Source organism: Streptomyces sichuanensis, assembly GCF_020328095.1.
Lineage (GTDB): Bacteria > Actinomycetota > Actinomycetes > Streptomycetales > Streptomycetaceae > Streptomyces > Streptomyces cinnamoneus.
Map to the genome: position 1 here is coordinate 1 of NZ_JAIXMK010000077.1, position 23440 is coordinate 23440.

At 71.5% G+C, this 23440-nt stretch carries 8 protein-coding genes; 4 read left to right on the forward strand and 4 right to left on the reverse strand.

The genetic code is table 11. The features are described from left to right. The 3 genes from LE181_RS21120 to LE181_RS21130 all read right to left on the reverse strand — a co-directional run. On the reverse strand, positions 1-15167 hold a 15167-nt coding region (locus tag LE181_RS21120; RefSeq protein ID WP_225662886.1), incomplete at its 3' end, for a non-ribosomal peptide synthetase. Between the two features lie 165 nt (positions 15168-15332). Then, complete coding sequence (locus tag LE181_RS21125) at positions 15333-16148, reverse strand: ABC transporter permease (RefSeq protein WP_225662887.1); 816 nt, start codon at positions 16146-16148, stop codon at positions 15333-15335. After that, positions 16145-17131 (reverse strand): ATP-binding cassette domain-containing protein, encoded by a 987-nt coding sequence (locus LE181_RS21130; RefSeq protein ID WP_225662888.1) that lies wholly within the window; start codon positions 17129-17131, stop codon positions 16145-16147. The genes LE181_RS21125 and LE181_RS21130 overlap by 4 nt, the downstream gene beginning before the upstream one ends. A gap of 553 nt (positions 17132-17684) precedes the next feature. Here LE181_RS21130 and LE181_RS21135 point away from each other — a divergent pair. From LE181_RS21135 to LE181_RS21150, 4 genes are read left to right on the forward strand one after another with little or no spacing between them, the layout of a single operon-like run. Then, complete coding sequence (locus LE181_RS21135) at positions 17685-18587, forward strand: thioesterase II family protein (RefSeq protein ID WP_308103177.1); 903 nt, start codon at positions 17685-17687, stop codon at positions 18585-18587. Further along, entirely contained in the window at positions 18584-19615 is a 1032-nt protein-coding gene (gene hppD, locus LE181_RS21140; protein WP_308103178.1) for a 4-hydroxyphenylpyruvate dioxygenase, read from the forward strand. The genes LE181_RS21135 and hppD overlap by 4 nt, the downstream gene beginning before the upstream one ends. Then, positions 19612-22053 (forward strand): aminotransferase class I/II-fold pyridoxal phosphate-dependent enzyme, encoded by a 2442-nt coding sequence (locus LE181_RS32755; protein WP_225662891.1) that lies wholly within the window; start codon positions 19612-19614, stop codon positions 22051-22053. The genes hppD and LE181_RS32755 overlap by 4 nt, the downstream gene beginning before the upstream one ends. After that, positions 22050-23144, forward strand: coding sequence for a prephenate dehydrogenase (locus tag LE181_RS21150; protein WP_225662892.1), 1095 nt, complete (start codon positions 22050-22052; stop codon positions 23142-23144). The genes LE181_RS32755 and LE181_RS21150 overlap by 4 nt, the downstream gene beginning before the upstream one ends. 40 nt (positions 23145-23184) lie before the next feature. Here the strand turns inward: LE181_RS21150 and LE181_RS21155 are convergent, their stop codons facing one another. After that, positions 23185-23439, reverse strand: a complete 255-nt coding sequence (locus tag LE181_RS21155; RefSeq protein WP_225662893.1) for a LysR family transcriptional regulator — start codon at positions 23437-23439, stop codon at positions 23185-23187. Position 23440 lies beyond the last annotated feature (1 nt).

Here is a 23440-nt window from a genome sequence, read left to right on the forward strand (position 1 = left end):
TGCGGGTCACCGGGACGGTCCTCACGCACCATCACGACGACTTCGTCGACCTCGGGGTGCTGTCGCAGTTGTCCCTCGATCTCACCCGTCTCGATCCGGTAGCCGCGTACCTTGACCTGATCGTCGACGCGGCCGACGAACTCCTGGTTTCCGTCGGCGAGCCAGCGGACCACGTCACCGGTGCGGTACATCCGCTCGCCCGGGGCGCCGAAGGGATCGGCGACGAAGCGCTCCGCCGTCAGGGGCGCACGGTTGAGGTAGCCACGAGCCAGCAGACCGCCGGCGATGTACAGCTCGCCGGGGACTCCGACGGGGACCGGCTGGAGGTGGGCGTCGAGCACGTACATCCGCGTGTTCCATGCGGGACCGCCCAGCGTCACCACCCCCGGCCGAAGGTCGTCACCCGGACCGATCCGGTAGACGCTGCAGCCGACCGTCGTCTCCGTCGGGCCGTACTCGTTGTGCACGGTGGCCTGCGGGTGCCGGGCACGCCAGTCCGCGAGTGCGGAGTCGGTCAGTGCCTCGCCCCCGATCACCAGGTCGGTGGAGGGGGAGAACTCCGGCGGCAGGGCGTCGAGCAGCCTCAGGTGGGTCGGCGTCGCCTTGAGGAACGACAGCGGAGTGGCCGCCAGCGCCTCGGCAGTCTGCCGGTCCTCCTCCATCCCGGCCACGTGCAGGCAGCCGCCGGACAGCAGCGGACCGAACAGCGCCGTGACGGTCAGGTCGAAGGAGATCGGCGAGTGCAGCAGTGCGACACCGCTGAGCGCCGGGTAGGTGTCCAGGGCCCAGTCCAGGTACTGGAGGACGGAGGCATGGTTGATCACCACGCCCTTGGGCCGTCCGGTGGATCCCGAGGTGTAGATGACGTAGGCGACGTTGGCCTGGCGCAGCGGCCGGGTCCGTTCCGCGTCGCCGAGGTCGTGGCCTGGCCGCTCGGCCAGTGCCGCGAGCGTGTCGGGCGCGTCGAGCCACAGCCGCGGGCGGAGGTCGTCCGCCGGCAGCTGTCCGGCGCCCGGCGCGGTGCAGAGCACCAGCGCGGGGTCCGCGTCGTCGAGCATGAAGCCGACGCGGTCGGCGGGGTGACGCGGGTCCAGCGGCAGGTAGCCGGCGCCCGCCTTGAGCACCGCGAGGACCGCGACGACCTGTTCGATCGACGGCGGCAGCGCGATCGCCACCAGCTTCTCCGGTCCGACTCCCCGGTCGACGAGCAGTCGGGCGAGCCGGTTCGCCTCCTGGTTGAGCGTCGCATAGTCCAGCGTCCGGCCGTTGCCGAGCAGCGCGTCGGCTTCCGGTGTCCGGGCCACCTGCGCCTCGATACGGCTGACCAAGGTGCCTTCGGGAGCCGGGCGCCCGGTGTCGTTCCAGTCGACCACCATGCGCCGGCGTTCGGCCTCGTCCATGATCTCAAGCGTGTCGAGACGCTGGTCCGGGTTCTGCACCGCACTGGCCAGGAGCTTCTTGAGGCGCTGGACGAACCCTTCGACCGTCGGCCGGTCGTACAGGTCGGTGGCGTACTCCACGGAGCCGTTCATGCCTGCCGGGAGACCCGACGCGTCGTGCGTCTCGGTGAAGCCGAACATGAGGTCGAAGCGGGCCACCTTCATGCCCACGAACTCCTCCTCGCCCCGCACCTCGGGCAGGTCCACGACGGGAGTGGCGTCGTTCTGCAGACCGAACGCGACCTGGAAGAGGGGGTGGCGGGAGGGGTCGCGCTCCGGCTTGATGGCATCCACCAGCCGCTCGAAGGGCATGTCCTGGTGCGAGTAGGCGGCCAGGTCGGTCTGGCGCACCCGGTCCAGCAGCTCCCGGAAGCTGGGGTTGCCCGAGGTGTCGTTGCGCAGCACCAGCGTGTTGACGAAGAACCCGACCATCTCCTCGACGGATTCGTCGGTGCGGCCGGCGATGGGGCTGCCCAGGGGGATGTCGTCGCCGGCGCCCATCCGGGTCAGCAGCGCCGCGAGTCCGGCCTGAAGGACCATGAACACGGTCACGCCGCATCCGCGGGCGAGTTCCGTCAGCCCGGCGTGCGTCTGCTCGTCCACGTGGAAGACGACGTCGTCACCGTGGTAGCTGGGCATTGCGGGCCGGGAACGGTCGGTGGGCAGCACCAGGTGGTCCGGGACGCCCTCCAGTGCCTGCGTCCAGAACGCGAGCTGACGGCCGAAGACACTGTCCGGGCCGGCCTGCTCGTCCAGCAGCTCGTGCTGCCACTGGCTGTAGTCGCCGTACTGGACCGGCAGCGGCTCCCACTGCGGCTCCTCACCGTGCAGCCGTGCCGCGTAGGCGGTGCTGATGTCCTTGCACAGGGGCCCCATCGACCAGCCGTCGCCGGCGATGTGGTGGAGCACGATGAGCAGCACATGCGTCTCGGCGTCCAGGCGCAGCAGCTCGACGCGCAAGGGCGGTTCGACTTCCAGGTCGAACAGGCGGCGGGCGACCTCGGTCATCGCCGCCGCGACCTGCTCCGGGGGCACCGTGGTGACCGGCAGGTCGATGCGGACCTGGGCGGGGTCGAGGATCCGCTGCCAGGGAACGCCCGCTTCGTCGGGGAAGACCGTGCGCAGCGCTTCGTGCCGCGCCACGACGTCGGCCACTGCCGAGCGCAGCGCGCCGGCGTCCAGCGGCCCGGACAGCCGCATGGCGATGGGCATGTTGTAGGTCGCGCTGCTGCCCTCGTACCGGTCGATGAACCACAGCCGCCGCTGCGCGTGGGACAGGGGCAGGCGATCCGGGCGGTCCATCGGACGCAGCGCGGGCCGCCCGGGTGCCGCCTGATCGAACCACTCGGCCACACCGGCGACCGTCGGGTTGTCGAACAGCACACGCACCGGCAGTTCCGCGCCGAACGTCGTCCGGATGCGGCTGGCGAGCCGGCTGGCCAGCAGCGAGTGCCCGCCCAGCTGGAAGAAGTCGTCGTCGACGCCCACGGCCGGCAGACCGAGCACGTCGCAGAAGAGCGTGCTCAGCACCTGCTCGTGCACCGTCCTGGCGACGCGCCCGCCCCCTGTCGGGGCCTGGGGCGCCGGCAGGGCCGCCCGGTCCAGCTTGCCGTTGGGCGTCATCGGCCACGCATCGAGGACGACGAACGCCTGCGGCACCATGTAGTCGGGCAGGGCCGCGGCGGCCACGGCGCCGATCGTGGCCACGTCGGGAGTCGCTCCCTCCTCGGCCAGGAGGTGGGCGACCAGCCGGGGTTCACCCGGCTGGTCCTCGCGGACGGTCACCACCGCTTCGGCGATGCCCGCCGCCCGGGCCAGCACGGCCTCGATCTCCGCGGGTTCAATCCGGAAGCCGCGCAGCTTGACCTGGTCGTCGGCACGGCCGAGGAAGTCCAGTTCACCGTCGGCGCGCCAGCGCGCCAGGTCGCCGGTGCGGTACATGCGCGCCCCGGGCGGCCCGAAGGGATCGGCGACGAACCGGTCAGCGGTGAGGTCCGGGCGATTGCGGTAGCCGCGGGCCAGCGGTGTGCCGCTGATGTACACCTCACCGGTGACACCCACCGGGGCCGGGGACAGCGTGGCGTCGAGGACCAGCACGCGGGTGTGCGGGATCGGGCTGCCGATGGAGGGCCGACCGGCCACGAGCGGGCCGCTGATGGTGGCGCAGACCGTGGTCTCGGTCGGCCCATAGGCGTTGATCATGGTGCGGCCGGGAGCCCATCGGCCCACCAGCTCCGCACCGGTGGCCTCGCCAGCCACCACGAGCGTCCGCAGGGTCGGCAGCTCCTCGTCACCGATCGCCCCGAGCGGAGTCGGCGGGATGGTGGCATGGGTGACCTCGTGCTCGGCGATCAGCTCCGCGAGCGCAGGACCGGGCAGCAGCCGGTGCTTGGGGGCCAGGACGAGCGTGGCTCCGGTCAGAAGACCCATGCAGATCTCCCAGACGGAGGCGTCGAAGCTCGGCGAGGCGAACTGCAGGACACGGCTGCCCGGCCCTGCACCGAGCTTGCTTCTGTGCAGAGCGGCCAGACCGGCCAGTGCGGCGTGCGTGACGACGACGCCCTTGGGCCGGCCGGTCGAACCGGAGGTGTAGATCGTGTACGCGGCGTTGGCAGTGACCGGTGTCCCGTCGCGGTCGGTGCCGCGGAGGTCCTCATCGGACGCCGCGGCGAGCGCGTCGAGAACCGTGGGGTCGTCCACGCACAGGCTCGGGAGGGCGTCGACGGCAGGCAGGGCGCCCTCGACCTCGTGCGAGGTGATGACGAGCACGGGCCGGGCATCGGTGAGCATGAACGCGATGCGGTCCTGCGGGTATTCGGTGTCGACGGGCAGGTACGCACCGCCGGCCTTTGCCACCGCCAGCACCGCCACGATCCACTCGACGGACCGGGGAAGTGCCACCGCCACGAAACGCTCCGGTCCCACTCCCAGGGCGACCAGACGACGGGCGAGCCGGTTCGCTCGCCGGTTCAGCTCGTCGTAGCTGAGCTCCTGGCCCTCCCATCGCACCGCACAGTCCTGCGGTGCTCCGGCGACCACCCTCTCGAAGAGCTCGGCGAGGTGGCCGTCCGCCACCGGCTCCGTCGCACCGGAACCCGTGCGGAGCAGGTCGTCGTGTTCGCTCCGGGTGAGCAGGGCGAGCCTGCCGACCCGGTCCCCGGGCCGGTCGGCGAAGGCGGAGACTGCCAGGGCCAGCCGGTCGAGCATGGACCGGGCGGCCGCCCGGTCGAGCAGACCGGGCTGGTAGGTGATGCGCAGTTCCATGCGGTCCCCGGGGAACGCATGGAAGACGAACGGGTAGTGGCTGGCGTCGGTGCTCTCGGCGGAGGTCACCTCGAGGCCGACCGTGCTCAGGTCGGGCAGCGCCTGCTGCAGGGGGAAGTTCTGGAACGAGATGACGGTGTCGAACAGCTCGCGCCGGCCTGCGACACGCTGGATGTCGGCCAGGCCCAGGTGGTGGTGGTCGAGCAACCCCGCCTGCCGCTCCTGCAGGAGCTTCGCCATCTCGGCGAGGGTCTGCTCCGGCAGGACTGCCGCGCGCACCGGGATGGTGTTGATGAACATGCCGAGCATGTCCTCCACACCGGGCAGCTCGGCCGGCCGCCCGGAGACGGTCGTGCCGAACACGACGTCCGTCCGCCCGGTGAGCCGGGCGATCAGCACCGCGAGCGCCGATTGCACCACCGTGTTGAGGGTGAGGCCGTACTGGCGCGCGGTGGCCGACAGCGCGGCCGTCGTCTCCTCGGACAGCCACGTCGTCAGGTGCGTCGGGACCGCGACGGTCCGCGAACGTCCCGCCGGTGCCAGCAGGGTGGCGTCCTCCAGACCGGACAGCTCACGCCTCCAGGCCAGCTCCGCGCCTTCCCGGTCCTGCCGGCCGAGCCACTCCAGGTAGTCCCGGTAGGTGGAGGGGGACCCGGGGGTCACGGTGTCGCCGTCGTACAGCCGGAAGAGCTCGGCGAAGAGCATCGGCATCGACCACCCGTCCACCAGCATGTGGTGGTTGGTGAACAGGAGCCGTCGGTGGTCGGCACCCAGGGACACGACCGTGAACCTGAGCAGCGGCGCGCTGCTGAGATCGAAGCGGTGGCTGCGCTCCTGGTCCGTCAGCCGCCGCAGCTCGGCCTCCTGCTCGTCCGGTGCCAGCCCGGACAGGTCGGCCTCCGCCCACGGCAGCCGCACGGTGTCCACCACGACGGCGACGGTGTCCCGCAGCCCTTCCTGACGGAACTCCGTGCGCAGAAGGGGATGGCGGCGTATGAGCTCGTCCCACGCGGCGCGCAGGCGCGGCACGTCCAGGGGTCCACGCACGTCCAGGGTGAGCAGCGAGGTGTAGAGGTCGACCTGTCCCTCGCTCAGCATGCTCTGGAACATCAGGCCCTGCTGCAACGGGGCGAGCGGCAGGACATCGGTGAGAGCGGGCTGGGCGGACTCCAGCAGCTCCAGCTCGTGCAGGGACAGCGACACGAGCGGGAAGTCGGAGGGGGTCCGGCCACCGATCCGGGGCCCGGCGGCGTAGGCGGCGAGCGCGTCGACGGACCGCAGCCACGCCTCGGCGAACCTCTCCGCCTCGTCCTCGGGGAGCAGTTCGCCCGCCCACACCAAGGTCGCCACCAGGGTCGGACCCTCCGGGCGGTCCTCGGTGACCAGTGCCAGCTCGACGGCGTGCTCAAGCGGCATGGCCGGGTCGGCCCCGCTCAGCAGGCCGGCCGTGCCGGCCGGGGCCCAGTCCTGCGCCGGCTGACCGGCGGCGAAACGTCCCAGGTAGTTGAAGCCCCACTCGGCGGACGGCAGGGCAGCCATGGCCGGTGCGGTCCGCGGGTTGAGGTGGCGCAGCAGACCGTAGCCGGCACCGTCCCCGGGCACCGCCTTGATCTGCTCCTTGATCCGCTTGACCGCCTCGCCGACGGACGGGCCGCCGGCGTGGACGTCCGCCCAGTCCAACGGGCCGGGATCCAGCCGGACGGGGTGCTGCTCGGTGAACCAACCGACCGTGCGGGACAGGTCCGCGCTGTCGATCAGGCCGTGCCTGCCGTGGCTCTCCACGTCCACCAGCGGACCGTCCGCCGGCTCTCCCCTGCGGCGGCGCCAGTCGGCGACGGCGACGGCGAAGCCGGCCAGCAGTATCTCGCCCACGCCGGTGGAGAAGGCGGCAGGCAGCGTGGTGAGCAGCGGGGCGGTCCGCTCGGGCGGCACCGTCACGCTGAGGGTACGGACGGTGGATGCCACATCCCGTGCCGGATCGAGGGCGCGGCCCGCCACGGGCGGCTCGCCCGAGCCCAGCAGCGCCGTCCACACCGGGAGCTCCTGCTCCATCCGGGGGGTGCCGGCCAGCTCGGTCAGCTGGGTGGCCCAGGAGCGCAATGAGGTGGCCACCGGCGGAAGCTGCGGCGTCCGCCCGTCGGCGTGAGCCTCCCAGGCGAGTTGCAGGTCTTCCAGCAGGATCCGCCAGGAGACACCGTCGACCGCCAGGTGATGGCCCGTCAGCAGCAGCCGTCCGGGACGGTCGTCGCCCGCATCGAACCACACGGCGTCGAGCACCGTACCCGCCGACGGCTTCAGGCGAGCCTGCGCCTGGGGAAGGGCCTCGCGCAGCGCGGCCTCGAAGGCGTCCTCGTCCGCCTCGCCTCCGGTGAGGTCTACCGGCGTCCGGGACAGCAGATCACCGGCGCGTACGCGACCGGGCTCGGACACGTGCAGCCGCCAGGCCTCCGGGTCCGCTTCCAGCCGCAGCCTCAGGGCGTCGTGGTGGTCGACGACCGTCTGCAGAGCTTGTGCCAGTCGGTCCTGCGTGGCGGCGGCGGGCACCGTGACCACGAATGCCTGGTGGAACCCGTCGACGGGGCCCCCGATCTCGCGTTGGGCGTGCACGATCGGAGTCAGCGGCACTTCACCGAGGGGGGAGAGCACCTGGCCGGCGTCCGCGGGCTCCGCGGCGACGGACATCGCACCGGCGGCGAGCGCTGCCACGGTGCGCCGTGTGAACACGTCCCTCGGGCTGATCGCCAGCCCTGCCCGCCGGGCACGGCTCACGAGCTGGATGGAGATGATGCTGTCGCCGCCGAGCGCGAAGAAGTCGTCGTCGGCGCCCACCGAGGGCAATGACAGCACTTCCCGGAACAGCGCGGCCAGGGCGTGCTCGGCCGGGGTCTCCGGTGCGCGCGAGGTCACCGTGGCGGCGAAGTCGGGCGCCGGCAGGGCCGCCACGTCGAGCTTGCCGTTCACGGTGAGCGGCAGCTCCCCGATCAGGACCACCGCGGCGGGGACCATGTACTCGGGCAGCGAGCGGGCGAGGTGAGCGCGCAGCTCCGCAGGGTCGCACGGCTCGGACGCGGCGATGGCATAGGCCACCAGGCGCGTCACTCCGGGCGTGTCCGTGCGGGCCACGACGGCGGAGCGGGCCACCGAGGGGTGCGCGGAGAGCGTCTTCTCGATCTCGCCGAGCTCGATGCGGTGGCCGCGGATCTTCACCTGCTCGTCGGCGCGGCCCAGGAACTCGAGCTGGCCCTGCTCGGTCCAGCGCACGATGTCGCCGGTGCGGTACATCCGCCGGCCCGCACGGAACGGGTCGGCGACGAACCGCTCGGCGGTCGGCGCGGGCCGGCCCGCATAGCCCCGGGCGATCTGTGCCCCGGCCAGATACAGCTCTCCGGGTGCGCCCGGCGGCACCGGCCGCAGCGCGCCGTCGAGCGCATAGGCGCGTACGTTGCGCAGCGGCCGCCCGATCACGGGCTGCTGCGCGCCGCGCAGCGGGGCGAACAGGGCGTCGATGGTGCCCTCGGTCGGGCCGTAGAAGTTGTAGCTGGTGGTCGTGGGGGCCTCACGGAGGCGGTCCCACAGGTCCGGGCCCAGAGCCTCGCCGCCGAGCATGAGCACCGCCGGAGCCTTGTCCGGGTCGTCGAGCAGCCCGGCCCCGAGCAGCTGTGCGCAGTAGGACGGGGTGATGTCGAGGAAGTCGACGCCGCGCTCGGCGACGTAGGACACGAGAGCGTCGGGGTCGCGTCGCACCTCGTCGTCGATGATGTGCAGTTCATGACCGGCGAGCAGCCACAGCACCCCGTCGAAAGAGGTGTCGAACGACAGGGAGGCGGTCATGGCGGCCCGCAGGCGGCGTCCTCCCGCAGCCGCCGCAGCGGGCTCGAAGAGGTCGAGCCGGTGAGCGGCGAAGAGGTTCATCAGGTTGCGGTGCTCGACACCGACGCCCTTCGGCACACCGGTGGAGCCGGAGGTGTGGATGAGGTAGGCGAGGTTCTCCGGATGAACCGGGCCGGCCAGCTCGCCGCTGACCAGGTCGTGGGCGGGCAGCTCGGCGAGTGCCGCGACGGTGGCCGCCTCGTCGAGGAGCAGCCGGGGCGCGTCGTCCTGCGAAGGGACGAGCGAGGCGGCCAGGTCACCGGTGGTCAGGACGGTGACGGGTCGGGTGTCGTCGATGGCGAAGCGGATCCGCTCGGCGGGCAGGCCGGGGTCGATGGGCACGTAGGCCCCGCCCGCCTTCAGCACCGCGAACATCGCGACGACGGTGTCGACCCCACGGGGCAGGAGCAGCCCGGTCATGCGCTCGGGACCGACGCCACGGCTGATCAGCAGTCGGGCGAGGCGGTTGGCCCGTGCATTGAGCTCCGCGTAGGAGAGCGTGTCCCCGGCGCCGACCAGTGCCGTACGGTCCGGGGTGCGCGCAGCGTGTTCCTCCAGCAGCTGGACGACGGTGTCCCCGGCGGAGGGCGCCGGCGCGCCCAGGCCCCAGCCCAGCACCGTGCCGTTCGTGTCGGTGTCCAGCAGCGCCACACGGCCGACCGGCTGTTCCAGGTCGTCGGCGAACTGCTCAAGAATGTGGCGCAGAGCGGCCCCGATCGACTCCGCCCGGCCGGCCGGAAGCACGTCCGTGCGGTGCCCCAGCCGCAGGCGCAGCGACTCGCCCGTCATGACGGCGATGCTCAGGGGGTAATGCGTGTCGTCGCGGCCGGTGATGCCGGCGACGCGCGGTCCGTCGCCGGCGGCCGTCAGGGACTCGGGCGGGAAGGGGTAGTTCTCGATCACCAGCAGGGTGTCGAACAGTTCACCGACGCCGCCCAGACGCTGTATCCGGGACAGCGGAAGGTGCTGGTGTCCGGTCAGTCCGGCCTGCTCGTGCTGCAGGCGGCCGAGCATGTCGCGGACTGCTTCCCCGCTGCTGAACCTGGCCCGGACGGGGAGGGTGTTGATGAACAGACCCACCATCGACTCGATGCCGTCGACCTCCGCGGGACGGCCCGCGACCGTGCCGCCGAAGACCACGTCCTGAGCACCGGTCAGACTGCCCAGCAGGATGCTCCAGGCACCCTGCATCAGGGTGCCGAGGGTGAGTCCGTACCGACGGCCGGCGCGTTCGAGCGCGGCGGTGAGCGGTGCGCCGAGGTCCACGGTGACCTCGGCAACGGCGCCACCGTCCGGCTGGGCGTCCGGTGCGGCGAGCCGGGTCGGGCCGGTCAGCCCCGCGAGCGCCGTCCGCCAGGCCGCCTCGGCCGCCCCCTGGTCCTGGTCGCGAAGCCATGCGAGGTAGCCGTGGTAGTCGGCGGCGGGCGGCAGCGCGGCCGCGTCCGCCGCGTAGCCGCTGAGGATCTCGCGCAGCAGCAGCGGCACGGACCAGCCGTCCAGAAGGAGGTGGTGGTGGATGAAGACGAGGCTGTGGCGGTCCTGCCCGGTCCGCGCCAGAACGAACCGGAACAGCGGTGGGCGTTCGGGGGTGAAGCGCGGCAGCCCGGCGAGGACCCGCTCCAGCTCCGCCGTGCGCGCCTGCTCGTCCAGGCCCGACAGGTCGAGCTCCTGCCAGGGCATCGTGAACGCGCGCGGCACGAACTGGACCGGCGCCCCCGGCCCGTCGTGCCGGAAACCGGCCCGCAGCTGGGGGTGGCGGCGCAGCACGTTCTCCACGGCACGGCGTAGCCGCGCCGGCTCGACCGTGCCCTCCAGCTCGAACCGGAACTCCACGGTGTAGGTGTCCGGCTGCTGCCTGTCGTACTCGGCGTGGAAGAGCAGGCCCTGCTGCAGCGGGGCCAGCGGCAGCACGTCGGCCAGCGGGCCGGTGTCGGCGGCCAGCGCGTCCAGCTGCGCCTGGTCCACCGTCACCAGGGGAACGTCGGCGGGCGTGATGCTTCCGCTGTCGGACCGGTTCGCGTGGGCGGCGAAACCTTCCAGCGCCGCGCGCCAGTGCCGTACGAGCGCGGCCGCCTCGGCTTCGGTCAGCACCTCCTTCGGCCAGGACAGCACCGCGGTCAGCTCGGGTCCCGCGGCCAGATCGTGGGCCAGCACGTTGACCTCGAGCGCATGGCTGACCGGCATCGCCGGGTCCAGGGCTCCGGTGAACCCGTCCGGGCCGGGCACCGGGGCCCATTCCCGGACGACATCGGAGGACCCGAACCGGCCGAGGTAGTTGAACAGGATCTGCGGGGCGCGTGCGGCGTCGTCCTCCAGGAGACCGTGCGTCCGGTCCAGGTGGCGCAGGATGCCGTATCCGATTCCGGCACCGGGGATGGCCCGCAGCTGCTCCTTGACGCTCAGCAGCGCCTGTCCGGCGGCCGGGCCGCCCGCGGTGAGCTCGGCGAAGTCCAGGGCGCCGAGGTCGAGCCGGGCCGGGAAGAGCGTCGTCAGCCAGCCGACGGTGCGGGTCAGGTCCACCCCGTCGCCGAGCGGCTCGCGGCCGTGACCTTCCAGGTCGAGCAGGACGGCGGACGGCGCATCCAGGCCCTGCTCGCGCCGCCACTCGACGACGGCGGCCGCGAAGGCCGCCAGCAGGACGTCCCGGACACCGGTGTGGAAGGCCGCAGGTACCGAAGTCAGTGTGGCGGCGGCGATGTCGCCGGGCAGGGTGAGGGTCAGCTCCTCACGACTGCCGGCCAGGTCGCGTCCGGTGTCCAGGGGGCGCGAGCCCAGCAGCGGGTCGTCGGTGCGCAGCACGTCGCGCCAGTGCGCTGACTCGTCCGCCCGGGCGCCGTCGGCGGCCTGTGCGGCAAGGAGGCCGGACCACTGGCGCAGAGAAGTTCCGACAGGAGCCGTGCGGGGTGCGCGGCCCTCGCGCAGGGCCTGCCAGGCCGCCGCCAGGTCGGGCAGCAGGATGCGCCACGAGACTCCGTCGACCACCAGGTGATGCACGGCCAGCAGCATGCGGCCCGGCCGGTGCGAACCGGCGTCGAACCACACGGCCTGCAGCATGACTCCCTCGCGCGGGGCCAGACGCCGCACCGCGGCCAGCGACTCGTGCTCGATGCGCTCGCGCGCCGCGGAACCGTCGACCGGTGCGGCGTCGTCCGCGAGCTCCGGGAGGATGACGTGACTCAGGCAGTCGGCCGCCCGCACCGCGCCCCGGGGGGCGATCTCCAGGCGCCATGGCCGGCCTTGGGACTCCAGCAGACGGGCGCGCAGGGCGTCGTGCCCGTCGAGCAGCGCCTGCAGGACGGCCGTCAGCTCGGCGGCGGTGGCGCCGGCCGGGGTGGTGACGGTCATGGCCTGGTGGTACTCGTCGATCCGGCCGCCCCGCTCCTGGAGCCAGTGCATCACCGGAGTGGCCGGCAGCTCTCCCGTGTCGGCCTCGTCCGGACCGGTCAGGCCCGTCTCCCGGACGGCTGTCGCGACCAGCGCCTCCACAGTGCGGCGTTCGAAGACATCCCGGGTGGTGAAGCGCAGCCCGGCCCGCCTGGCCGCGCCGACCAGCTGGATGGAGACGATGCTGTCGCCACCGAGGGAGAAGAAGTCGTCGTCGACGCCGACCCGCGGAAGGTTCAGGAGCTCGGCGACGATGCCGCAGAGCAACGTCTCCTCAGGTGTGCGCGGAGACCGTCCGGAGGCTCCGGCCGACAGATCGGGGGCGGGCAGCGCCTTGCGGTCGATCTTGCCGTTCACGGTGAGCGGAAGCGCGGGCAGGGCCACGAAGGCGGCCGGGACCATGTAGTCGGGCAGCGCGGCGGCGGCGTGACCACGCAGCGCCCCGGCGTCGAACGGCTCCCCGGCCTCCGGCACCACGTAGGCCACGAGGACGGTCTGACCGGGCGCGTCCGAGCGGGTCACCACGGTGGCCTGGGCGATGCCCGGGGCATCGCCGAGCACGGCGGCGATCTCCCCCGGTTCGATGCGGAACCCTCGGATCTTCACCTGGTCGTCGGCCCGGCCTACGTATTCGAGCGAACCGTCGGCGTGCCGCCGGGCCAGGTCACCGGTGCGGTACATGCGCTCGCCCGGCGCGCCGAAGGGCGCGGCGACGAAACGGCTCGCGGTCAGCGCCGGACGGCCCAGGTACCCCTGGGCCAGGCCGGCGCCGGACACATAGAGCTCACCCACGACCTCGTCGGGGACCGGGCGCAGAGCCTGGTCCAGCACCGCCAGCCGCAGGTCGCCGAGCGGGTCGCCGATGACGCTGCCGCGGGAGCGGGCCGCAGTGTCGCGGTCGAGCCGCAGGTGGGTGACGTGGACCGTGGTCTCGGTGATTCCGTACATGTTGACCAGCGCCGGCGCGTCATCGTCGCGGTGGTCGTACCAGGCGGCCAGCCGGCCCGGGTCCAGGGCCTCACCGCCGAAGACCACATAGCGCAGGGCCAGCGGCCGTTCGGGCTGCTCCCTGTCGGCCTGCACGAGCTGGTAGAAGGCCGAGGGCGTCTGGTTCAGCACCGTCACCTGTTCGGCGGCCAGCAGCGCGAGGAAGTCCTCGGGCGAGCGCGACACGTCGAAGGGCACGACCACGAGGCGACCGCCGTGCAGCAGGGGGCCCCAGATCTCCCACACAGAGAAGTCGAAGGCGTACGAGTGGAACATGGTCCACACGTCCTCCGGCCCGAAGGCGAAGTGCTCGGCAGCCGCCGTGAACAGCCGCACGACATTGCGGTGGCTGACGACGACGCCCTTCGGGACCCCGGTCGAGCCGGAGGTGTAGATCACATACGCGGGGCTGTCGGTCGTCAGCTCCGGGACCACCGGATCGGCCGACGGAGCGCCGTCGAGGGCGGCGCGGACCTCGGGGGCGTCGAGGACCAGGCGGGGCACGGAGGCCCCGAGCTCCTCGCCCTCCGCCTCCTCGGCGCCGGAGACGGTCAGCAGGAGCGCCGGCCGGGAGTCTGCGAGCATGAACGCCCGCCGGTCGGCCGGAGCCGCGGGGTCCATGGGCACATAGGCGGCACCCGTCTTCAGCACGGCCAGCAGTGCGACGACGAGGTCCGAGGAGCGCGGCATCGACAGTGCCACATAGGTCCGGGGGCCCACGCCCTGACACATCAGCAGATGGGCGAGCCGGTTGGCGCGGGCGTTCACCTCGTCGTACGTCAGCGTCGTTCCGGCGTACGTCAGTGCCGGGGCGTGCGGCGTCCGCCCGGCCTGCCGGGCGAACAGCTCTCCCAGGGGCGCGGCCGACGGCGCCGGCACGGCTGCGGACGCGGCAGGGAGCGGCGGCAGGGCGCGCTCGCCGGGGGTGGTGACGTCGAGCCTGCCGAGGGGAACGTCGGGGCCCACGGAGGCAAAACGCTCCAGCAGATGGCACAGCCGCTGCTGATGAGCGGCGATCTCCGCGGGCCGGTACCGGTCGGCGTGGCCGTCGACGTCCATGCGCAGCTCCGTGCCATCGGCGCGGGTCTGCACGATCACCGAAAGGTCCTCGGTCGGACCGATGGACAGGTTGTGGACGGTGACGGCGTGGTCGCCGAACCGGATGTCGCTGCCGTACGCCATGATGTTGACCTGCGGGCCGACCAGCGGGTTGTACGTGCCGTGGTCGCCGTGGTCGCGGCGCAGGTCCTCGTAGCGGTACCGCTGGTGACGCATCACCTCGCGCAGCCGGCCACCCACGTGGCGCAGGGCCTCGCCGGTGGTCATGGCGGGGGGCAGCGCGAGCCTCAGGGGCAGCACGTTGGACATCATGCCGGGCGTCCGGTTGGCGATCCGGCCCACGCGGCCGGTCACCGGGATGCCGAGGGTGACCTCGTCGCTCCCGGTGATGCGCTGCTGGTAGAGGGCCACAGCGGTGAAGACGACGACGGCCCACGGAACCGTGGCCTCCCGGCCGGTCTCCCGGAGCCGTTCCAGCTCGCCGGCGCCGAGCGTCGCGCTCCGGCGGACCTTCTCCCGGGGCGGGACGGCCGGCAGACCGCTCAGCGACGCCGGCGTGGGAGCGTCCGCGAGCTCGCGCGCCCAGAACTGCCGGTCCGCCTCGCGCTGGTCCGACTCCTGGTACGCCCCGTCCAGCTCGATCAGTTCGGCGAAGGACGGGAACACCTCGCTCGCGCGGTCGTCCGCGCCGTCCGTTGTGTAGAGTTCCGCGACCCGGCGGGCGACGGCGGCGACCGTGAACCCGTCCGCCACCAGGTGGTGCACGTGCTGGAACCACAGGAAACGGTCGTCGGCCACGGCGAAGAGCACGCAGCCGAAGAGCGGGTCCGCCGTCGGGTCGACGGGGGTCCGCAGCCGACGCCACATGGCCCGTTCGGCCGCGGCGCGCGGGTCGCGCTCCTGGCGCAGGTCGACGACGGGCAGGGTCCAGTCGCCCACGGGCTCGATGACCTGCCGCGGTCCGTCCGGGCCGTCCACGACGCGCACCCGCAGGGTCTCGGCCTCCTGCAGCGTCTGCCGGACCGCTCGTTCCAGGCGCGGGGCGTCGACCGGACCGGCGATCTCCAGGTACTCACCGCCCTGGTAGGCGGTGCTCGAGGGGTCGAGCTGCTGTGCGTGCCAGATGCCCAGTTGCGCAGCGGTCAGCGGCAGTTCCCGTCCCATACGGCCGACCGCTCCTTCGCCTTCGCTCGCGGTGCGCACCGAGGTCTCGCTAAGCACGTCAACGTCCCCTTCTGCAGTGGACAAGATGGTGGGTGATCCAGATCGGAAACCGGACGGCGCCCGCGGAGCCTGGGCATTCACCAGGTCCGGGGCCGACGGCGGCACTTACAGTCGGCGCGAGTACGCGCGGATGGCCAGGGGGACGAACACCGCGAACACCACGCCGCACGCGAGCAACGTGGCGCCCACCGCCGAGCCGGCATCGGACGCCGGGCCCGTGAGCAGCGCCCTGACGGCATCGGTCAGGTGCGTGACCGGGTTGATCTTGGCCCATGCCTGGAGCCACCCCGGAAGGGTGTCGGTGGCGACCATGGTGTTGCTGCCGAACGCCATGGGGAACAGCAGGATCATCACGAGCATGTTGACCGACTCGGGCTTGTCCGCGACCAGGCCGATCGTCAGGGCGATCCACGAGAAGGCGAACGACACCAGGAGAACCAGGAGCACGGCCAGACCGACGGAGAGCGGGTCGGTGTGGACCCGGAATCCCACGCAGACACCGAAGAGGAGGATGACGACCGTGGCGGCCGCCTGACGCGGCATGTCACCGAGGATGTGCGCCACCAGCGGCGCCGGCCTGGCGATGGGCAGGCTCCGGAACCGGTCGAAGATGCCCTTCTCCATGTCGCTGTTGATGGCCTGACCCACTGTGGTGACCATGAAAGCGGCGTTCTGCGCGAGCATTCCGGGCAGCAGGAATTGCAGGTACTTCGCCTGGCTTCCGGAGACGGCGCCGGCGAAGAGGACCATGAAGAGCATCATCATGATGATGGGTTGCAGGACGCTGAACACCACGATCTGTGGTGAGGTGCGCAACTTGGTGAGGTTACGGCCGGCCAGGATCAACGTCTGGCTCAGGAGTGTGCCGCGGGCCGCGTTCGGGTGCGGCACAGCCGGGGCGCTGTGCTCGGTGCTGCTCATCGGGGGTTCCTTTCGGTGGTCCCAGCCGATACCGGGTCCGGGCCGGCGGACTGCGCGTTGCGGCCGGTCAGGGCGAAGAAGACCTCGTCGAGGGTGGCCTGCCGCAGCCCCAGTTCGACGAACGGGATGTCGGCGGTCTCCAGTTGCTCGGCCAGCCGGCGCAACGCCTTGACGTCTCCGACCGGAGCGCCGATCAGGCCCGTGTCCTGGTCGACGGTCGCCTCCACACCCGTTGCGGCGGTGACGTACTCGGCGGCCTGCGCGCAGCGATCCGGGTCCTCGACCCGGACCTGCAGGGCGAGCCCGCCGACACGGGCCTTCAGTCCGATGGGGGTGCCCGTGGCCACCACGCGGCCCTGGTCCAGCACCACCAGGTCGTTCGCCAGGTGGTCGGCCTCTTCCAGGTACTGCGTGGTGAGCAGGACCGTCACCCCGTCCCCGACCAGTTCGCGCACCAGCGTCCAGACCTCGTTGCGGCTGCGCGGGTCGAGGCCGGTCGTCGGCTCGTCCAGGAACAGCACCCGGGGGCCGCCCACCAGACTGGCGGCCACGTCGAGCCGGCGGCGCATGCCGCCGGAGTAGGTCTTGGCAAGGCGGCGGGCCGCCCCTTCCAGACGAAACCTCTCGATCAGTTCCGTCGCCCGGGCGCGCGCCGCCGTGCGGGACGATCCCAGCAGCCGGGCGATCAGCTCCAGATTCTGCTGCCCGGACAGTTCGTCGTCCACCGCGGCGTACTGTCCGGTGAGGCCGATCACCGAGCGCACGTGGTGCGGCTGCGCCACGACATCGTGACCGTCGATCCAGGCGCGCCCGGAATCCGGGCGCATCAGGGTTGAAAGGATGCGCACCGTCGTCGTCTTGCCCGATCCGTTCGGGCCCAGCAGCCCGAGCACGGTGCCGGCCCGGGCGGTGAAGCTCACCTCGGACAGCGCTTGGGTCTTCGCATACGACTTGCTCAGCTCTTCGACGCGGATGGTCTCCACAGCAGGGCCTCTCGATATCAGTGTCCGCTGGTCACAAACCGACAGACCGCGGTGGATTCGGGCCGCTCCGCTCCAGCGGTCACCCGCTTGTTCGGCTATCGGACCACCATCTTTTGCAAGGGGAGCGCCGCCCAACAGCCCGTATCGAAAATTCAGTTGTGGAACCGGATCCCGCTACTTTGCGTGACCGTAGCGTCACGACACGGGGTGGCGGGGCCGGTCGACCGACGACGCCCACACCCACACCTTCCTGACGAAGACGCCTCCGGCCGCCGACGGTGACCGGCGGAAACACTTGGGAGATTTGAATGAAGAGAATTGAATAAACCATTGCCACGACGGGCCAGACGTCCCCATAATCTCCACCTCCTCACCGGAGGGGTTAATTCGGCGCAGCTTTTTCCGCCTCTCCGGATGAACTGTCGCACCGTCCGCCGTCACCCTGGCACCAAGACCGTCCGTGATATCGAAGAATTCTTGCCGCAGCACGGCGACGCTTATCCGCGGAAGGTACATTCGCTTGCGCCATCCCCCACCTCCGCAGGGAGCTCCGGTGCCAAGGTCTCTGATCCGACCGCTGCCGCGTCCACGCGCCACACGGACGCTGCTGTGCATGAGTTTCTGCGGTGGCGGCACGACGTCCTTCCGGTCCTGGACACACTGCCTGCCGGAGGACGTCGAGTTGGTTCTCTACTGCTATCCGGGGCGGGAGGGACGCTTCACCACCCCCTTCGCCCGCGACTGGGACGAGCTTCTCTCCGACGCCCTGGCCGCGGTCCGGGACATCGCCTGGCGTCCTTACGTGCTGTTCGGGCACAGCATGGGGGCCTGGGTCGCCTTCGACCTTGCGCGCCGGGCGGAGTGCGAAGGCATCGCGCCGCCGCGGGCGCTGGTCGTCTCCGCGGCGGACGCCCCGACGCGCCGGCAGGAGTCGGCGAAGTCGCCGCCCACCGTCCACGACAGCGACGAGCAGCTCGTCGCCTGGATGCGTACGAACGGCCAATTGCCGGCGGGAGTGCAGGAGGACCCCGAGATCCTGCAGATCGCCGTGGAGATCCTCCGGGCCGACATGCGCGTCATGGACACCTACAGGTACCGCTCCGGCGAACGGATCGGCGTGCCGATCCAGGTCCTGCTCGGCAAGGACGACGACGCGGACGCGGGCGTCCCGGACAGGTGGCGCCGACTCGGCACGACCGGCGTCGAAGCGGCATGGCTGCCCGGCGGCCACTTCTACACGCCCGACGTGTGGTCCCGGCTGCCCGACCACATGACGGCGCTCCACCCGGCGCGGTCCGGCACCACCCCGGAGCAGGTCGTCGCGCAGACGCCCGGCACCGGCCAAGCCACATCGAATTTCACGAGTCGTACATACGAGCCGACCCGGCCCACCCTTTCGCGTCCGGAGGGTGAAGCGACAGCCGGCCAGACAACCGTCGGATGGGGAACAACGTGACCGCGCATGACGTCGAGTACATCGAGATCTACACCAGCGACCGGCAGAAGACCACGGACTATTTCGTGTCCAGATTCGGTTTTCACCGGAAGGCGCGATCCCGCGCCGGTGACCTGGACTCGACGCTGCTCCGCCAGAACAACGTCCAGCTCGTGATCACGTCAGGGCCCGGGACGGAAGAATTCCTTTCCGCGCACGGTGACGGCATAGCCGATATCGCCTTCGCCTGCGAGGACCCCGGCGCAGCCAGGGACGGCGCACTCGCCGCCGGCGCCCGCGATCTGACGGCCGGTGGCTCCGGTATCCCGGTGGTCTCGGGATTCGGGGGTGTCCGCCACACCCTCGTCCAGCGCTCCGCAGGTGAGGCCGGCGGACTCCCCGCCGGACGTGACTGGCTGGTGGACCCCGAGCCCGTCAACCAGGGCGATGAGGCACCCGAACTCCAGCGCCTCGACCACATCGCGGTCTGTCTCGAAGCGGGAACGCTGCACGATGTGGTCCGCTACTACATCGACGGCTTCGGCTTCGAGCAGTACTACACCGAATACGTCGCCGTCGGCGAGCAGGCCATGGACTCCATCGTGGTGCGCAGCCCCTCCGCAGGGATCACCTTCACCATCATCGAGCCCGACCCCACGAAGAAGCCGGGTCAGATCGACGAGTTCCTCCACCGCAACGGCGGCGCGGGCGTACAGCACCTCGCCTTCCTCGTCGACGAGATCGTGCCGGCCGTCCTGGACTTCGGCGCCCGCGGCGTCGAGTTCCTGCAGACCCCCGAGACGTACTACGACGCACTCGCGGAACGGATCTCGGGTCTCGACGAGACGATCGCCGACCTGCGCAAGACCCATGTGCTGGCCGACCGCGACGAGTGGGGCTACCTTCTGCAGCTCTTCACCCGCTCTCCCTTCGAGCGGCGCACGCTCTTCTTCGAGCTCATCCAGCGACACGGCGCCCAGGGCTTCGGAAGCTCCAACATCCGCGCCCTCTACGAAGCCGTGGAGCGCGCCCGGACGGCCACCTCGTGACCGGCCCCGGCTTCCCCGACGGCTCGCCGCGGCCGCTGTCGCTCGACGAGTACGCCGTGCGGGCACGCGACCGCGTCGACCCCGCGGTGTGGGACTTCATCGAGGGCGGCGCCGGGCAGGAGCGCACGCTCGCCGCCAACCTGCGGGCATTCGACGGAGTGCGCCTGCGCACCCGCGTCCTGACCGGTGCGGGTGAGTCCGATCTGTCCACCACCGTCCTGGGGCGAAGGTGGGCGGCGCCGCTGGCCGTGGCGCCCATTGCCTACCACACACTGGTCCACCCCGACGGCGAGACCGCCACCGCCCGCGCCGCGGGTGCCGCCGGGCTCCCCTTCGTCGTGAGCACGTTCGCAGGGCAGACCTTCAAGGAGATCGCGCAGGCCGGCTCCGCCCCCCTCTGGCTGCAGGTCTACTGTTTCCGTGACCGCGACACGACACGGCAGCTCATCGAGGACGCGGAGCACGCGGGCTTCGAGGCGCTGGTTCTGACGGTCGACACCCCGCGCCTGGGCCGTCGGCTGCGCGACCTGCGCAACGACTTCCGGCTGCCGCCCCACATCGCTCCCGCCAATCTCCCGGCGGACTCCGACTACTCCTCACCGTCACAGCACAGCCGGACGGAACTGGATCCCCGCCTCGACTGGTCGGTGGTGGACTGGCTGCGGTCGGTCAGCCGGCTTCCCGTCCTGGTCAAGGGAATCATGACGGCCGAGGACGCCACCCGTGCGATCGCCGCGGGCGTCGACGGCATCGTGGTTTCCAACCACGGCGGCCGCCAACTGGACGGCTGCCTCGCCACGCTCGACGTCCTCGCAGAGGTCCACGCCGCGGTGAACGGCCGCTGCGCATTGCTCCTGGACGGCGGGGTCCGCCGGGGCACCGACGTCCTCGCGGCGCTCGCACTGGGAGCCGACGCCGTGCTCCTGGGCCGCCCAGTGCTGCACGGCCTGGCCGTGGCCGGGCAGGAGGGCGCGGCGCACGTGCTGCAGACGGTCGTCGACGAGCTTGCGGAGGCCATGACGCTGACGGGGACCACCACCGTCGCCGACGCCGGCGCCCCTCTCCTGACCCCGGCGGTCGCCACGGGCGTCCTGCCGCCCGTGCCGGGGGGCGCCCTGCGCAAAGAGGAACTGCATGGCAGTGTGTCCGACCCCGTGCTGGACACCATGAACTTCCTGAACGAGATCACGAGCCGGTTCCCCGACGCCGTCTCGTTCGCCCCCGGCCGACCGTATGAGGGCCTCTTCGACACCGAGGAGATCTTCGGTCACGTCCGCCGCTACCTCGACCAGCTGACGGCCGACGGGGCCTCGGCCGACACCGTCCGGACCGCCATGTACCAGTACGGTCCGACGGCCGGCATCATCCGCGAACTCATCGCCGAATCGCTGCGCGTCGACGAGGGCGTCGACGTCCCGCCCGAGTCGATCGTGGTGACGGTGGGCGCCCAGGAGGGCATGCTGCTCACGCTGCGCGCCCTATTCGCCGGCCCGCGGGACGTCCTGCTGGTCGCCAGCCCCTGCTACGTAGGCATCACCGGTGCCGCCCGGCTGCTCGACCTGCGCATACGCACCGTCGAGGAACGGGACGCCGGCATCGACCCGACGGACCTCGAGGCCGCTGTCCGGGCAGAGAAGGCCGCTGGACGACGGCCCCGGGCCTTCTACCTGGTGCCGGACCACGCGAACCCCTCGGGCAGCACCATCTCCCGACAGGCCCGTGCGGACCTGCTGGAGGTGGCGGCGCGGCACGACCTGCTCATCATCGAGGACAGCCCCTACCGGGTGGTCAGCCCCGGCACACAGCAGCCCACCCTGAAGTCGCTGGACCGCGGCCGCCGTGTGGTGCACATCGGTTCGTACTCCAAGTCGGTCTTCCCCAGCGCCCGCATCGGATTCGTCGTGGCCGACCAGCAGGTGCTCGACGCCTCGGGGGCGCACAGTCTCCTCGCCGACGAGCTCGCGAAGATCAAGAGCATGGTCACGGTGAACACCCCGGCGCTGAGCCAGGCGGCCGTCGCGGGCGCGCTGCTGGCCGCCGACGGCCGCCTCAGCGACGTCAACTCGGCGGCCGCCGAGCACTACGGCGAGGCCCTGCGGGTGACGCTGGAACAGCTGGAGCGGCACTTCCCGGAGGACCTGCGCCGCACGGCGGGCATCAGCTGGAACGAACCCCGCGGCGGCTTCTTCCTCTCGGTCGAGGTCCCCTTCGTCGCGGACAACGCCGCGCTGCTGCGCTCCGCCCAGGGCCACGGCGTCATCTGGACGCCGATGTCCTACTTCCATCCGGACGGCGGCGGGGAACGGGCGATGCGGCTGTCCTTCAGCTACCTCAGCCACAAGGAGATCGAGGAGGGCATCGCACGGCTCGCGGACTTCGTCCGGGAGGAGACCGCACGACCGGCCGGCCCCCCGTCCGTACCGGGAGGTACCGCGTGAGGACCGCGGCAGTCGTCGGGACCGGTCTCATAGGGACATCCATCGCCCTGGCGCTGAGCCGGCGCGGCGTCATGGTCCACCTGGACGACACGGACACGACCGCGGCCCGGACCGCCGAGGCGCTGGGCGCAGGCACCCTCCGGCCGCCCTCCGCCCCCGTGGACCTCGCCGTCCTCGCGGTACCGCCCGCGCACATCGGCGCCGTGCTCGCCCGCTGCCAGTCCGAGAGTCTGGCGCACGTCTACACCGACGTCGCCAGCGTCAAATCACGGCCGCACGAGGAAGTTGCCGCGGCGGGCGGCGATCCGTCCAGCTACATCGGCGGCCACCCGCTGGCCGGCGGTGAGCGCTCGGGGCCGCTGGCCGCCCGCTCCGACCTGTTCGAGGGTCGTCCGTGGGTCCTGACGCCCTCGTCGCGCACCGACCGGTCGGCACTCAACCGCGGTCTGGAACTGGTGTCGTTGTGCGGTGGCGTCCCGGTCATCATGGACACCGCTGCGCACGACCGCGCTGTCGCCCTGACCTCGCACGCCCCCCACCTGATCTCCTCGATGATGGCGGCCCGCCTGGAGGACGCCGAGAGCGAGCACATCCGGGTCTCGGGCCAAGGGCTGCGTGATGTCACCCGCATCGCCGCGGGTGAACCCCGGCTCTGGGGGGACATCCTGGAGGCGAACGCCGACGCGGTGGCCGAGGTCCTGGAGGCATACGCGCTGGACCTGGACCGCCTGATCGCCATTCTGCGCGCCCAGCGCAGTGCGGACGACGAGGTGCGCCGACAGGCCGCCGGCGAACTGGAGGAGATGCTGCGCCGCGGCAACCGGGGACGGGCCCGCGTACCGCACAAACAGCGCTCGCAACCCGCCGAGTACGTCGCGGTCCCGGTGGCCGTTCCGGACCAGCCCGGGGCGCTCGCGCGATTGTTCTCCGCGGTGAGCGAGGCGGGAGTCAACATTGAGGACGTACGGATCGAGCACTCGCTCGACCAACCCAGCGGTCTGGTCGAGCTGCTCGTGGAACCGGCCTCCGTGGCAGGTGTGCGCCGCCTGCTGGACGCCAACGGCTGGGTGCGGCAGGAGACACCGATATGAGTGAAGGGGCTTCGGCCCCGCTCTCCGAAGCCCCTCTTACTCACACCACGCAGACGCCCTTCATGCTGTCGATGAGAGTAAGAACAGCCCTGGCGGACGGCAGTATCATCCGGCCTTCCCGCGTGAGGCTGGCTCCCGTCGAATTACGGATGAAGAGTTTGGCGCCTAGCATCTGCTCCAGGCATTTGATCTGATAGCTAATAGCAGGCTGCGAATACCCCAGCTCTTTCGCTGCCTGGTCCATGCGCCCGATCTCTGCCACGGACACGAAAGCGCGGAACTCACGCTCGTGCATA

Bases quoted from the DNA above. Each gene is read 5' to 3' on its own strand.
- LE181_RS21125 (WP_225662887.1), bottom strand. From the start codon at position 16,148: ATGAGCAGCACCGAGCACAGCGCCCCGGCTGTGCCGCACCCGAACGCG.
- LE181_RS21155 (WP_225662893.1), bottom strand. From the start codon at position 23,439: ATGCACGAGCGTGAGTTCCGCGCTTTCGTGTCCGTGGCAGAGATCGGG.